The 14,969-nt window shown below is 61.0% G+C and carries 11 protein-coding genes and 1 tRNA gene; 7 read left to right on the top strand and 5 right to left on the bottom strand.

From position 1 onward, the window contains the following. Positions 1-168: 168 nt before the first annotated feature. From O0K41_RS12950 to O0K41_RS12930, 5 genes are all read right to left on the bottom strand, one after another. Positions 169-6,297, bottom strand: a complete 6,129-nt coding sequence (locus tag O0K41_RS12950) for a DEAD/DEAH box helicase (RefSeq protein ID WP_164221782.1) — start codon at positions 6,295-6,297, stop codon at positions 169-171. Next, complete coding sequence (locus O0K41_RS12945; RefSeq protein WP_164221784.1) at positions 6,294-9,548, bottom strand: STY4851/ECs_5259 family protein; 3,255 nt, start codon at positions 9,546-9,548, stop codon at positions 6,294-6,296. The genes O0K41_RS12950 and O0K41_RS12945 overlap by 4 nt, the downstream gene beginning before the upstream one ends. Positions 9,549-10,307: 759 nt before the next feature. Continuing rightward, positions 10,308-10,383, bottom strand: a tRNA-Ile gene (locus O0K41_RS12940). Positions 10,384-10,393: 10 nt separating this feature from the next. After that, a complete protein-coding gene (locus O0K41_RS12935) occupies positions 10,394-11,557 on the bottom strand; it encodes a tyrosine-type recombinase/integrase (protein WP_164221786.1) in 1,164 nt (387 codons plus the stop codon). Further along, on the bottom strand, positions 11,557-12,012 hold the full coding sequence (locus tag O0K41_RS12930) for an Arc family DNA-binding protein (RefSeq protein ID WP_164221788.1): 456 nt from the start codon (positions 12,010-12,012) through the stop codon (positions 11,557-11,559). Before O0K41_RS12930 ends, O0K41_RS12935 begins: the two co-directional genes overlap by 1 nt. Positions 12,013-12,109: 97 nt before the next feature. Between O0K41_RS12930 and O0K41_RS12925 the strand changes: the two genes are divergently transcribed. The 7 genes from O0K41_RS12925 to O0K41_RS12895 all read left to right on the top strand — a co-directional run. Continuing rightward, positions 12,110-12,337, top strand: coding sequence for a helix-turn-helix domain-containing protein (locus tag O0K41_RS12925; RefSeq protein WP_164221790.1), 228 nt, complete (start codon positions 12,110-12,112; stop codon positions 12,335-12,337). Positions 12,338-12,410: 73 nt separating this feature from the next. Further along, positions 12,411-12,782: a hypothetical protein gene (locus tag O0K41_RS12920; RefSeq protein WP_164221792.1), complete on the top strand. Its 372-nt coding sequence runs from the start codon at positions 12,411-12,413 to the stop codon at positions 12,780-12,782. Beyond that, positions 12,779-13,069 (top strand): hypothetical protein, encoded by a 291-nt coding sequence (locus O0K41_RS12915; RefSeq protein WP_164221793.1) that lies wholly within the window; start codon positions 12,779-12,781, stop codon positions 13,067-13,069. The genes O0K41_RS12920 and O0K41_RS12915 overlap by 4 nt, the downstream gene beginning before the upstream one ends. Continuing rightward, positions 13,066-13,320, top strand: coding sequence for a hypothetical protein (locus O0K41_RS12910; protein WP_053448949.1), 255 nt, complete (start codon positions 13,066-13,068; stop codon positions 13,318-13,320). Before O0K41_RS12915 ends, O0K41_RS12910 begins: the two co-directional genes overlap by 4 nt. A gap of 5 nt (positions 13,321-13,325) precedes the next feature. Further along, the gene (locus O0K41_RS12905; protein ID WP_053448948.1) at positions 13,326-13,760 is read left to right on the top strand and encodes a hypothetical protein; all 435 of its coding nucleotides are present in this window, start codon (positions 13,326-13,328) and stop codon (positions 13,758-13,760) included. A 269-nt stretch (positions 13,761-14,029) separates the two neighbouring features. Next, on the top strand, positions 14,030-14,341 hold the full coding sequence (locus O0K41_RS12900) for a hypothetical protein (RefSeq protein ID WP_164221795.1): 312 nt from the start codon (positions 14,030-14,032) through the stop codon (positions 14,339-14,341). Beyond that, positions 14,308-14,969 (top strand): HK97 family phage prohead protease (locus O0K41_RS12895; RefSeq protein ID WP_164221797.1); only part of this gene is annotated, 662 nt, incomplete at its 3' end. The genes O0K41_RS12900 and O0K41_RS12895, both read left to right, overlap by 34 nt.

The following is a 14,969-nucleotide window of genomic DNA, read 5'->3' as shown; positions in this document are numbered from 1 at the left end:
AGTTCTTGATTTGGCTTCACCAAAAGACAAATGCAACAGTAGGTCGAATCATAATTTGACTCTCTTTTTGATTGACTAGTGTCGGATGACACTGAACTGCATAGGCCGTCGCACCGAACACAGAATTCACCCTCGATTGTCCTCGGGCCGGTCCGAAGGTGGTGTTTTCTATTCAATCCAGACGGTTACCTTTGTCCGCTGCTTGGCGTACTTCGGTCGAATTCGCCCTTTAAATCCGATAGGGGGATCGCAAGTCCAAAAGTCCACGCCCTGGTCCAGGTGAAGTGAGAGCTTGGATCCATCCGAATAGCAAACGGTCAGCAAGCGAGCGTGGTCAACCTGCGCCTTGCTACGAACTGTCGTTGCCACCTTGAGGTCTGGGCGCGCTTGGAACGCACTCTGGATCGCCCGGGTCCGTTCAACTTCGCTGGTGAAGTCACGACCGTTACCTCCGCGCCCGAACGATGGTTCGAGTTCGGTGGTACGAATCTCCACGGGTAGTTGGCCGTCGCCAGACCTCGCGACCATCTGCACAAATGCTGCGAGTACGGCAGGCGAATCGGGGCTTCGGAAGTACCTATCGGAATAATGGATGCTCTCTGGGCGCTCAAGTAGCTTCTGCTGGATGCCTGGCAACGCCTTATCTAGCTCGCCCGCAAGCCATTCACCGAACTTTCGGGCCGGGTACGCACCGTGCGATGCGATCGTCACGTGGCCAGCATTGCCGCCCCCGGGGGGAGTCCGAATCTGCTCGATTGGGACACCTTCGTACGAATAGTCAAACTGTCTGCCACCCCTAACTACTACGCCATTGCTTCCCCATCCTGCCCCGGGCACAAGGGTTGCGCTCTCGCTCTCAGCAATCGCCCATGCACAGGCCGAGCCATCACAACCAAACTCGACCAGTGGATGCGATCTCTCCGAAGCAACATCGATCCTCTCCACCGCCTCGATAAGACCAGATTCGAGCCAGGCAGCGAGGTCCTCGCGCGCACCGGGATCCATCTCAGAGACAGGAGAAGCGAGCACGACGCGGACGGAGGGTGGCGTCGTGACTTCCGCAGCAGCTTGCAGGATGACCTGTCGGAATGGCCAGCCGGGCGCATCCCAACCTTCGTCGGCACGCACGAAGACCCGCAACATTCCGCCCACTGTCGAAGCGAGTGCGCGCCGAACGGCCTGCGCCACAGGCGACGTCTCCACCATTGATTCTGACCCGAAGAGACATAGTTCTGACGGCAGACACAGCTTGTTCGTCACCTCAGGCGTTAGCAGGGCCAGCGCTTTACGGCGATCAAGCTGATCGGCTACATCCTTCGTATCATGAGATAGCATGCAATGAGTACAAGCTCGTTCGCAGTCCTTCGAACAGTGCGCTAGCTCGGCGGCACGACGAACTAGCGAGGCAATGTCGTCGACCGCCTTCGTAACGTACCCTGCACCTCCAGATGCACGGTCGAAGAGAATAATCGACTGTCCCACGCTTTCGCCTTGTAAGCTCCGTTGGAACGCGAAGCCAATCTCTTCCGGCTCGACGCCCAAATGCTCCGCGGTCGCATTTCGCAACAGCACTGCCACTGATAGCGCCGTTTCCCGATCCGCGAGTAGTCGTCCCGAGCTTTCGGAAAGCTGCAATTCAAGCACATCGCCGAGCTCCCGACTCCCCAAGGCGCCGACACGCTTGATCGACCAAGGATTAGCTTCTGCGTCGCATCGCCCACCGCGCCGAAGCCGCAGATGCCGCGGATCCAACGCTGCCGACGTGATATCGGCACGGGCCGACTCTGTACGACCGCATTGGAGGCAAATCTCAAAGCCAGCCAGATGCTCTCCGCGCGCAACATGGAAGATCTCGCTATCAGCTGATGCCCGGACACGGCCTATGGCACGTGGAAGCTGCATCCACGGCGCGCTGACGGCAAACGCTGGGGGCTCTAGCGCTCGGTAAGTGGGCAGCGAAACCTCGTCAGTGGGTTTACATTCTGCGCCTACCGCGAAGCCTGCAGGCTCCAGATACTCCGTCCGCTCCAATGTGGCCCCACTCTCCCCACATATACGGCAAGCGACAGGCCTGTGACTCTCCTCTGAAGCCGCGCCACAGCGCAGACAACGCGCAAACCATCGGAAATTCTGCAAGGAACGGCCGTCATCCTCCGATGCGGGACGCTTCCAATTAAGGGTCACGCCGCCCACGCGATACTTCGCACCGTTAACGACGACGTCGGCACCGGGTTGGTATTCCCGCAGCGCCATCGCCATGGAGCGACTTAACGCTGCATCTTTCGCCCGCTCCCCACGCGTTCCGAACGACGGCAGCACCAGTTCACGGACATGCGTCGGGAAGCCGCGTGCCGGAAGAAACCCGCGCGTAGCCAGGGAGGACAGCAGCGTCTCCTCACGCATGTATTCGAGCCGCATGCCGATGGCCTTTCGCGCCATACCGGCCACACCCTCCTGTTCATCGAGCAGGGGGAGATACTCAGCCCACCATGCATCCGCGACTGCATCCAAGGCATCGGCACACGCGTACGCCAAATCTTCCAACGCCCAGCTCGCCAAGGCACTTCCTCGTGCGATGGTCGAGAGTGCGGACCGCGCGCGTGGCTCGAGGGTCTGAGTGCGCAACATGTCCGAAAGCCGTGTCGCCTGTGCATCGCCACGATCGCTTCCGGCACTCATCACGGTGGACGCTTCGGACGCTCCGAAGAACAGCCCGACCCCCAATCGTTCGCCACGAGGCGTCTGGGGAAGGTTTAGGAAATAGCCCAGCAGCCACGCATTGATGTGACGTTGAACGATCAAGGCGCTCTCAAGGCTCACGCGAGGGACGCGGGTCACTTGCGAAAGGAAAGCACCGGGCGCGTCAAACAGCGCCTGCGCTCTCGGCTCTGGACGGCACAAGGTGTAGGCAAGTGCGCGGGATTCGCCGCGCCGACCGGCGCGGCCGGCACGCTGAAGATAGTTGGCCGCCAAGGGGGGCGGATTCGTCATGGCGACTACGGACAAGCCACCGATATCGACGCCCATCTCCATCGTCGTGGAGCAGCTTAGCACATTGAGCTTCCCAGCCTTGAACTCCTCGGTAATGCGCTCCAGGGTTGTGTTGCTTATCTGTGCGGAGTGCTCGCGTACTGCAAAGAACTCGGCACCGAGGTATGCGAGGTCCATCGCATCGTTCCAAACACCTTCGCCCCGCAAACCACGAACTGCGGGCTGGGCGTCAAGCCACGCCCGACGCTTTGTCATCGTCCATGCCTCGTTGCCGTCGCGCCAATGCGCCATAGGAATCCGAGGAACTTCCACCTCGCGCGCACGTGATTTGTCGGCATCGATACCTGAGAGATGGGGCGTAACCCCACGCAATGTGGTCGAGAGCAAGCGATTGGTAACCGGACACAGCCAAAGCTTGGCAGGCTCCGCGATCGCCTGGTCTTGCAGCCGAAGAAAGTACCCGTGTCCATCTATCAGGAGGGCAGGACGCACGCCCCCCGTCAAATAGCTGAAGGCATCATCCAGCACCGTGTTGACGGAAGCGAGCGCGCTCGTATCTCCAGGGCTGAGACCAAAGGCAGCAAACAGCAGCCGATAAAGACGATGTCGAGGGGGCAGGCCCGCGCGCAATGGAGCTGGCCACAATAGCGGCCGCATCTGCGGCCCCCACAGGCCATCCGTACGACTAGGGACAACATCTCGATGCCGATAGAGGCGCTTTGGAAGCAGTGGCGCGCCCATCCACCGGGCGCTGTCCTCGCTGATGTCGACCGCAGCGTTTTCACGTACGTGCGTGCTGATCACGAGGGAAAGAAAGTCGCGCCACTCCGCATCAGTCCCACCGATTGCGCGCCAGCTGTTGGGGGAGGTCAGCGACTCCAGGGCTGGGTAGCGCAATTCCGCAAGACCCATTGTTTCGAGCGAGTTCATGCGCTTCGGGCGGCGATACAATTCGCGCAGCAGCAACTGATCCGCGGCCGCGCCGGGCTGACCAAACATGTGCGCAACCTCATCGAAGTATTGCGCCACGTGAGAGAGTTCGCTCCTAGCCGCAAGGCGCGCCGCCATATCACGCCAACCCAATCGACCACCCGCTGGACTCAACTTCTCGCGAATCTTTGCAATTTTCTCTTCCAGCCTGAGTCGCGCCTCGGTCGTGTCAGCCAGTTTCAATTGCTGCGAGAAGCCCGCCAACGCCATCTCTTGCACATCGCGCTCATCCGGTGAAATAGCGTCCTCACGCGATTCCGCGAGCGCGTGAGGAACTGCCGAACGGATGAAGTCGCGCAACGATCGGTCGAATAGCCTAACCGCGCCACGGGCGGTGCCTTGCCGGCTATCGGTGAATGCCAGAAGGCGACGCCCTCCGAGGAGCACATCAGGCCCAGCGCTGACATCCGGATCCGCGGGCGCTGAGCGCAACAATTCGGGAATAACTGTTCCTAATGTAAATGGACCGGAAACGCGCAGCTCCCTGCGCGCCCGGTCCACCTTCCAGGAACCGTCGCACACTGGACACTCGCGCAGGTGGTCATGCTCCGCTGCCACCAGCTCCGTCTGCCAGGATTCCGCATAGGCCTCGCCGGTCTTTCGATCGACCTGAATGATCTGCGTGACCTCATCGGCCTGCTTGTAGCGGCGCGGGAGCAGAATGAGCTTGGTTCGCGCCCCACCATCCGTGCCTAGTGCGATTTCTTCATCCGCAGCCGCATCGCTGTCCTCCGAATCTGCGCCATCCACGTCGCACAGGAATTCATTTTCTTTGGCACCGCTGGCCCGGATAAACATCTGGCCATTGGATGTCGCCGCCTCCGCATCGAGCGATTCGTGACCGCAGTGAATGCAAAGACGTAGCGGAAAGATCTTCGAATCGCAATGATCGCATGTGCTCCGATCTTTGAGAAAGACAGAACCGAATGCCCATTTCTCATCAAGGCCCTGACTCGCTCGACCGGGACAATCGCCGTTGATGCAAGCCCACGCTCCCTCAACCGTTTGCTGCATGACGTGCGATCTAACTGGGAGGAAGCGCGTATCCTGCCCCTCCTCCAAAATGCCTTTACGCGCGACACCGGAGCTCGCCACGTCAATCCAACGAGCGGCCTCGTTGGCGGGCAATTGGAGGTGACTCGCGACCTCGGATAGGCTCCGTGGGCTGGTCGCCAGGAACGACCTAAGCTGCAGCGCAGTCTTGCTGCCTGTCAGGTGGTTGAATAACTCAAACGCATCATCGATTTTCTCGAGCGAGTCTAGGCCAAGGCCCGGAGAGTCGACATTGCCGAGCTCCGGCACCGCGCGACGCCCCCGAACCACTGCAACACGCTCAATCAAAACGCCTGACAGGTCCGCTAGGAACCTGCGCAATGCCTCATCGGAGGCCGGCGAATCGTCACCGATCGTCGCGGAGGTCGCAATAACCTGAACGTCCTCCGGCAGAACCCCAAAGGCTTCCATGGTGCGCCGCAACTGGAGCGCAAGTTCGGCAGCCTGCGTTCCCATGTACGAGTGCGCCTCATCAATGACGATCCAGCGCAGTCTTCCGCGCGACTTCTGCAGAATCGGCGCATCGACATGCCGAACTAGCATGTATTCGAGCATCGTCGTATTAGTTATGAGCAACTGCGGAGGACTTTGACGAAGGTGCTTTCGATCTGGCACCTCCGCCACAGAGAAGCTCTTCCGCTTGTGGGCGGGAAGTTCATCCTCAAGCCTGCCGTTGTACAAGCAGAAACGGATCCGACCTCCAAATGGCTCGGTCCAAGCGGCAAGCCGCTCCCGCTGGCTCCGAATCAATGCATTGAGTGGATAGATAAACAGTGCGCGCACGCCTTCGTCCGCCTGCCCGCTCGAAGACTGGCGGGAGAGCTCGCTCAGGATCGGGAATAGGAATGATTCGGTCTTACCCGAGCCTGTACCGCTGGAGACAAGCACATGCTTGCGTTCTTGGAGGGCGGCCTGCCAGGCCGCAAGCTGGTGGGTGAAAGGCTGGCGGGTCTTCGGGAACGCATATTCCTTAGCGTATCGCTCCGGAGGCTGTCCGATCGCCTCGATGAACGACGCATCCAGCAAGCCATCATTCACGAGATTCTCGAGCGTTCTGTCCGCCTGCTGCCAGCCAAACATCGCCTCGAACGCAGGATCAGCCGTAATGCCAATGTCGCCTCCTGCGGGTGCCGCGAAGGTGGCATGTAGCAGCGCACGCAGCGAAGCGCTTGCCGGACGGAGCATGCTTACTGCCGCATCCGCTACGCGGGCCGGAAGTGCTTGCAAAAGAGGGGCGATCTTCAATGCATCTTGTATTTTCATGCGCAGGCGAGATGAATCCGAGCAGTCGCAAATAGGGTGTCAAAGAGGCTTCGATCGAAACGGCGAGCGAGCACTAGCTCGCGTCGTAGGTCGGCGGAAACGTCGCCCGTTTCCGACATGGTTGCGCACACGGCTGGTGCTACTAGGTAAGGAAGACGTTCGTCATCGCATTGGCGCGGTGTCGCACCGGGTAGCAATCTGGCGACATCACGAGATGCCGCAAGAACACGCGGTAGCGGAGGAAGCTGTGCCCCACCTTCTACGGCGGCGGCCAAGCATTGGCTCCACTGTTTCAGCTGGTCGCCCAGACGCGCTCTGGCTCCTGCGGCGAAGTGAGCCTTTTGCGGCGACGTGAGGCGACAACAAATCACGACGTTCTGAAGTACACCGGCAAATACCGCCCGGTCTTCCTCTGATACATGGAGGCAATCCGCACACGCATTAACGACACCATCAAACACGGCAGGTTCGACGCTGTGTCCGCCATACTTGCCGTCCATAGCCCCAGCCCACCAATCAGCCAGCGACCTCCAAGCGGATGTGGGGATCAAGTGCCACCAAAGCGGCTCATCACGTGCACGCTGAGCAAATGAGTTCGCATTCGATGCGCCGGAATAAGCAAGCAGTCGCAGGGCCACCTCTGACGACCCTAACAGCCCTCCGACGACATCGAGATATGGTCCCGGGACGTCTCGGAAACGCTGCAGCCATCGATCGATGAACGCAATCTCGGCCTGGTTATTCGCCTCTAGCGGTTGCGAAACTACGGACGACAGATGCCTAATCAGCGCATTCTTACGCTCTCTCTGAGAGGCATCTTTCTGTAGCAGCGACGCAGTGACGCTCGCCCCAGAAGACACAAAGTCACCTTCAATCTTGACGGCGAGCGGGCGAATGGATGACAGGTTGGCGGCAATTAGCGACCATCCCGGTTGTAGTGTGTCACCCAGACACCAGGCATCCTCACCCTCAATGTCGCGCTCAAGTCGTATGCACTCATCGTGCGAGAAATGTCTCGCCGTCAATTCAAGTTGTTCGGGCACGCTTTCGCCATCGGCATCCACCAGAATGCGATTCCCTTGGCGCACCAAGCGCACAGGCGCCACGTCGAGCGAGGTAGCCCGCCCCTCATCGATCATCTCGATGCGCATACGCCCATCCGCGCCGTGGCGGCTGGCATCCAGCTCGCGCAACTCTTCTGAGATCCACGACAGAGGCAAGCCATAGGAGATGCCATGGTCCAGTTCGCAGACGACTGGCATGGTCTGATTCCCACCCCAGCTGACAAATATAAGCCTGCCCGCTCGTTTAGCGAGGCAAGCCTCGTAGTGGCCAACACGGTCGAGGCTTGTCCTCGGCGGTGCAGGAGCGCCAGAGACGGTCTCGCGAAACCCGCTTGTCTGCGCATGGGAATTCAGCTCGATCGACGCGAGTGAACGGGAAACGGACGGCGGCGGGCGCAGAAGCACGGTCACCCGCGCCACACTCCCCGGCGATGCGTCTGCTGGCACGGTCCATTGTCCCGGGCTATCGGTGACCGGAGTCGGCTTAATCATTCCACCAACAAGCCAGCCCGGAGCTAGGGTCAGCCGGAACTTGGACGAGTCACTTGATTGGAATGTCACCTTGAAGTCGGCCGGCAGCACTAACGCCTTCCGCCTCGCGACGATCGCGTCACCCACGCGGGCTCGGTAGGTCACCAGTCCAAGTGCACCTTTTAGTTGATTCGACCATGTGTCTCCCAGGGCCGACTTCCATTCAAGGACAGCCACCGGGGCGTCGCGTAATTCGGCCGTTGGCGCCCCCGCGAAGACCGTCCCCGCATCGGGCGAATGGACTGCCAACCGACGTCCTCGCAGATCAATCAGCAAAGAGTCTTCCAGACTTGAGGCGCGTACGTCATAGACCTCACCTCCGCACTCAACTGAAATTCGCCCTTCTGTTTGCGCAAGCCTACGTAACCCGCTCGGAAACTGGATCTGACCTCGCTCCGTAACCTCTCCCTCGATGATCGCGTCCTGCGGAACGCAAACCAGAACATGCATGTCGCGCGCTCGCCCGTCGCCTTGCGTGAGGAAACGCCAGCGATCAATCGACGCCCCCGGCACGGGGACATCGCTAGGAACGAAGACCCACGGCATCGATGCATCAAGTGCGTCGCCGTCTCGTACGGGCAATAGGAATGCGCAGCCGGCCGCGGCGGCTATCAGACCAACGGATATATCAGGAGCATCGAAAGGAGACGGAATTCCGAGCTGAGAGGCAGTGGGGCGCGGCCGGACGAGGTATCGACCGCTGGGTTGCCGCGACAGCGAAGCAAGTGGGCGGACGGAGATACCGTCCGCCGTCACTCCCAACTTCAGTACAGCCGGGGTATCTCCATCCGGCAAATCGAGCGAGTCCGGAAGCGGGGCGAGTTTCGTCATCCATTGCCACGCGTCGCCTAGGTGGTGCAGTTCGCGAACACATATTGCACTATCCAGCGCGCCTGAGGACGTTGCCTGACGCGCCGTCTCCAGGAGCTCTCGCAATAGCTGTTTTGCTGCTTCCGAGTCAAGACGGAACGGCAAGCGCGACTGCAAGTCCGGAATGCTGTCGAGGTACTCCGAAAGTGAATGCTTCTGAGGGTCAAATTCCCGTGCGAGCATGGACGCTGCTCCGGCCACCTCGACACAGAGCTGTTCGAAATCATGGGATTGCCGGTAGCTTCTCGGGAGCCTGGAGATAGGAATCTCAAGTCCGGCGCGTTGTACTGCGGCGCCTTCTCCGCCCCGCACGTATTCTCGAATCAGGCGCTTCAAAAGCGAGCGCAGCGCGGAATAGCCTTCCACAAAGGCCACAGGAAAGCCGCCATTAACCACCAGCGTTTCCAGATACTGGTGACTCATCCCGTCACCGCGGATGACCATCAGGCTCCAGTACGAGAGTGCTTTCAGTAGGAGGGGGCCGAACTGCAGCCCTGCAAGACGCCGGAGTGTTGCGACCGCAACGCCGCAGTCCTCCCACGACCATGGACCTTCTCGGTAGCTTCGGCGGAAGTTCTCGGCCGCCACCAGCGGAACAAGGCGAACGCGCTGCTCAAGCGGATAACGGCGGTCGAGTAGAGAAGCTGAGAGCGCTTCTAGCTCTGGGGCTCGACATTCATATCGGTAGAGTGCACGGCCGTCCGGAGCGACGAGTCCACGTAGCGCCAGGAACGCGGACAGAGCAGTACTCGCCCCACACGCACGGGCAGGATGCATGATCGTCATGCGCCCCATTCCCTAGGCTGGCCTATGCCAAAGCGCAGCCGACATTTCAAGGCGCTGACGGCGCCCGTCACCATTCCATAGTGCAACACGGAAGCCCCCCTCCTAGCCCCAAGTTAAGCACACCTGCCAATCAAACGGAAATCTTGACCAAGCGTCGATCTCAATATCATCTGATACTGACCCCGGGCGTATGGCACGGCTGGCGGGGGCTTTGCCAGCCAGGGGCGATTTAATGATTCAACATACCCTCTCTAGACAAGTCTCATTAGCTCAATGCTCGAACTCCTGACCAAGCCCATCAAAGTGCGCCGGTTGGTGCCGATCATTTACTCCAAGCCTTTTCGCGATACGGGAAGGTATGACAGCTCCGAGAGACTTCCCGATGTTGACTTGCTTCTTGATCGGACCCTGGCCGGGTACTCAGCCATCGTGATGATGCTCGCCTTGCCGGCATAGCGATATCGATAGCGCCAGACCTGTGCACCATTGGGCGTACTTCGATGCACAGGCCATTGGTGTCTACGATTCAGTATGCGCTTTCGCGCGGCTTGAGTGTGCGCAGCTTAGTGTCGGTGAACATATGCGAGTCAACCATTTGTATGTCAGACGCCCCGTGGCTGACCCTGTGACTCACAGCCTGACTCGCATTTCTGTCGGATTCAATCGGACGACCCAGGACAGGCACGTACAAAAAAACCCCGCAATTTGCCGGCTTATGACCAACGTCTGGACTAACCTAGACAACGCTGGATCATTATATGGTGGGCCCACCAGGATTCGAACCTGGAACCAAGGGATTATGAGTCCCCTGCTCTAACCGTTGAGCTATAGGCCCTGTAAGGGTTTCAGGCGCGTTTGCGCGGGGACCGTGGTAATTCCGGTGTAACCGCGTCGCCTGAAAGGTGCTGCTGTAGGGCCGCCATTGCGTCCTGCATCGAAGCCGCGTGAGTGTACCGTTCGGCCATGGCTCTTGTCTTCCAGCCGCCCATTGCCTGGATGGTGGCCGCATCAAGCCCGGCGTGCGCCGCGTTGGTAGCTGCGGTGTGTCGCATGGTGTGCGGGGTGACGTGCTTGGTTATGCCCGCGGCTCGCACGCATCGCGCGAACACGGAATTCATCTGGTACGCCCGGCCGCTGCCGGCGCGTGCCGAGGGGAAGAGAAAGTCGTCGGACTGAAGACCCTCGATGACCTTGGCAAGGTATTCGGCCAGCACCTGCGGCATCGGCTGCTCGCGCCGGCCGGCCTTGTCCTTGCCGATCCACAGGATGCGCCGCTGCACGTCGACGTCGCCGGCGCGCAGGTTGAGCGCCGCGCTGTGCCGCAGGCCGGTGTAGAGCGTCACCATCACGAACCGGTGCGCCAATGGCGACAGATCCTCCTGCGCGGCCAGCAGCAGCCGCTGCGACTCCTCCGGGGTCAGGTAGACCAGCTTCCCCTGGGGTTCACGCTGTCGGACCAGCAGCGGCGCTGCAGCGAGAAGCTTGCGCCGACGCATGGTGTTGAGCATGTGCAGCAGCGCAGAACGCTCACGGTTGATCGTGCCCGCGCTGGCGCCCTCGCCTTTCCGGGTGGCCACGTAGGCGAGCCAGTCATCATCGGTCAGCCTGGCGACCGGTCGGCGCCCGAGGTGCGGCTTGATGTGATCGCGGAACCGCCGCTCCTTGGTGTCAATGTCCTTGCCGTCATGCCTGCGCAGATAGTCCAGGTAGTCGTCAGCCGCCTGCGCGACGGTCTGCGAGGCGTTGCCCTTGCTCCCCTGCACCCCGTGCGACGCACTGCGCTTGGCGGCCTTGAGCGCGGCCACCACGTCCTCCGCTTGCGTACGGGTGTACCCCTCCGACTCCAAGCCCACCACCTGGTGATGCCGGCGCCTTGCCACCATCACGTTGACCGACCAGCGACCATCGCCGTTCGCGGTGCGGGTGTAGGTGATCCCGTGTTCGCTGATGGACTGGCCGGGCTTCAGCGCGCGCTGCGCCGACCTGGTGAGCTTGGTAAACGCAGCCATCAAAAGTCCATTTCGTCCATCCATCGCATGCGGGCCTGAAGGTCATCTCCAAGAACCTTCACATCTTCACGGAGGCGGTCCAGATACTTGGCTATGCGCAGGTTCTGCTCTTCCAGCATCCGCTGCTCTTTGATGATCTCCGCAATCCGCGCAGATAGCTGGGCGGCCATATCTGAGTCATCCTCCTTTCGGACAGCGCCCGTATAGCTGGCAAGTTCCTTGCTGAGATCCTCAAGGCGCTGCTCCCCCTCTTGGAGCGCAGCGAGAAGATCGCCGCGCTCCGCAAGCCTAGCCTGCAGAAGCGTTGCTTCCAGAACTGACTCAAAGCTCGCCTCGAGCCGCCGAACCAGCTCGGCGGTGAAGCTGCGGCCTGCCTCATTGGCAGCCTGCGTGATGCGCTCCTTCAAGGCAGCAGGGAGCCGCACGTTTGTTTGCTGGTCGTCTTTCTTAGCCATGCCAAACGATAGCACGTAGCAAAAGTGCTTGCATATTCCAGATTCCGGGAGTAGCGTCTCCAACGTAGCACTTTTGCTACGTTCGCCCGGAAGGCACATGAGCAACCCCCAAGCCACCAACCCGCCGCTGGATCGCCTCAGCACCTCAGCCGCAGCGGAGCGGCTCGGTCTGAGCAAGAGCACTTTGGACAAGATGCGATGTGAGGGGCGTGGCCCCCGATACCTGCGGGTGGGCAAGCGTTGCTTCTACCGGCCTGCAGACCTGGACGCCTACCTGGAGGCCGCAGTTGTGGAGACGGCGGACAGCCGTGCGCTGCCCCGCTGAAAAGGAAACGGCTCGCCCGGCGGCAACCGGGACGAGCCGTGAAAGCCATCGAACCCTCACCAGGAACGAGACCATGAAGAAGACTGTACAGCAACCAGCGCCCGAATCAATCGGGCAAACCCCCGATGCGCATTCAGAAAACTCTGACGCACTGGCTCCGGCAGACACCCGCTACGACTGGTTGCGCGAGGAATGGCGGCAGAGCAACCACGCTGATCAGTACCGGCTGGAGATGGTTGACCGCGCGCTGTACGCCGCCAGTGGGCTCCAGAGGATTTTGATCCGGGAACAGCGCGGCCGCGCGCTGCAGGCCGCCGCCCCCGATCAGCTGTCCCATGACCTGCTGGACGAGCCCGAGGCCGAATCAATGTGCGACGCGGTAGCGCTGCTCCTGCACATGGCCATCGACACCCTGGAGCCTCTGCGCAGTGGGGGTGGTCGATGAGCCGCCGATTCGAAGTGATCCCCATTGCCTGCGACTGCTGCGGCAAACCGCTGCTGCCGGTGTTCGGCACGTTCCATCGGGTGGAGCGGGAGTTCGGGTGGGCCTCCCTGCCCTACGTGCTGTGCGGCGACTGCGCCCTGCAGCACCGGGGCAACCCGACCGACGCGCGTGTGCACGAGTGGATCCAGCGCCGCGCCGATCGCGCCGGCGCTGATTGGGGCCGCAGTGTCGGTCAGCTGCTGCAGAGTGCCGCTCGGGTGGTGGCCGCACGGGAGCGCATGCGATGAACGTGACCCGGATCACCCCGAGGGCTCAGGTGGAGCGAGATCTCCTGCTCCCAGCACATCTGCGAGAGCAAGGGTTCGGATTTCAAATCGATGCCCTGCTCGGCTATGCGTCAGCGGTCATCAACTGCATCCACCACGCGGGGCCAGATTGCGCGGATGAGCGCGCGCTGGAAGTGGTGCAGATGCTGATCGGATTTGCTCGCGATCTTTCCAAAGAGCGCGACGGCCACGAGCTGGAAGAGAACGTGTGACACGCATGTCCAAGCGGGCAAAGTTCACTGGCCGAGGGAAGGGGCCACCCTTCCTTTCGATCCTCCATGACATATCCGACTCGCCAGAGTTCGGAAGCCTAAGCGCCTGGGCGTGCAAGCTCCTCATCGAGCTTGCACGCCAGTACAGGCCCGGCAGGAACGGTGATCTGAGCATCCCCTGGTCGATGCTCAAGGAGCGTGGCTGGAACAGCAAATCAACGGTGGTCGCGGCCAAGCGAGAGCTACTGGAGGCCGGCTGGATCATCGAGACCCGGAAGGGCACCAACAACGTATGCAGCCTGTACGCGCTCACCTACTACGCCATCGATGAGTCAGACAAGCACCTGGAGCCGCCAACCACGACGCCGCCACACCTTTGGCGAGCAAAACGAAAAGAGGGGTCGCTATGTGTACCGACAGCGAGCAGCAGCAGTGCGTAGAAATTGAGAATCGGGTTCGCTATGCGTACCTACGAGGTCGCTATGTGTACCTACTCGAAGAGGTGTCGGTACACCTACAGACCTCCGGGTTCGCTATGTGTACCAGTCAAGGCTGTTTTGGCCTGTTCCGGGGTCGCTATGTGTACCCCTATCTACATATCTACCAAGCGGGAGCGCAGCGGACGCTTGGTGCTGTTGCTCCCGGCTCTTGCTGTACGTCTTTTCAGGGCCTCAGGCCCGAACGGCGCGAGCTGCACGGGGCGCACCCCATGCGCCCGCTGCACCCGATGCACCACGTTCACCAGTGCACGACGTTCACCGCCACCGCATGTGCGTTGTGCGGAAAGCCCATCACCAGCTCACCCACAGGCAGACCACGCACCTATTGCAGCTCTGCCTGCCGTCAAAAGGCGTATCGCAATCGCCTGTTGTTACGAAACCCATTGAGCCGCGCGCTGGAAGGCGTATCGTTGCAGTTGTCGGCGATCCGCGATCCCGACACCGCACACTCCGCGATCAGCGATCCGGCAGCGGCCAATGAGTTCACTTGGCAAGCCTGTACCGGAGATTCCCGCGCGTGATCGTTAGCCCCTCCTTCGTAATCGAAAAGTCCCTCGGGCAAGGCCGCTTCGCTGGCCTGGCATGGTCCTTTCTGGACACGCCTGACCGAGAGGGCGACCTCATCTTGCCTTCTGCACTGGCGCGCGCTGTCGATGCAGCCAAGAGCCGTCCAGAGATCCGCATCGAACACGATCCCGACCAGGTAGCGGGCGTGATCGACGTGATGACTGTTACTGACCGTGGCCTGGAGGTAGAGGGCCAGATCAACACGGCGCAGACCATCGGGCGCAAAGCCTACGACCGCCTCAGTGACCGCTCACTGGGCGCGCTGAGCATGGGCTTCGTCGGCAGCGCCGAGACCTCGGGCCGCAACCGCGTGTTCACCGAGATCACTGCCATCCCTGAAATCTCCCTGTGCCGCGAGCCGATGAACGCCGGTAGCCGCATCCATGCGGTCAAGAGCTGGGCGCAGGTGGATTCAGAGCGCGCGCTGGAACACCTCCTGCGGGACGTGGGCATGCCCAATCGTCTCGCCCGCAAGTCGGCCGCCATCGTGTGGCCAGCCATTTCCACCGACGACGACGATGCGCGCGCTGAGACGCTCGCACGCCAGCTCGACGCCATCACCCGCTCACTGAGGAACAACGC

Origin of the sequence: Stenotrophomonas sp. Sm2128 (genome assembly GCF_030985535.1) — a bacterium.
Taxonomy (GTDB): Bacteria; Pseudomonadota; Gammaproteobacteria; order Xanthomonadales; family Xanthomonadaceae; genus Stenotrophomonas; species Stenotrophomonas maltophilia.
This window is presented reverse-complemented; position numbering and strand designations above follow the sequence as displayed.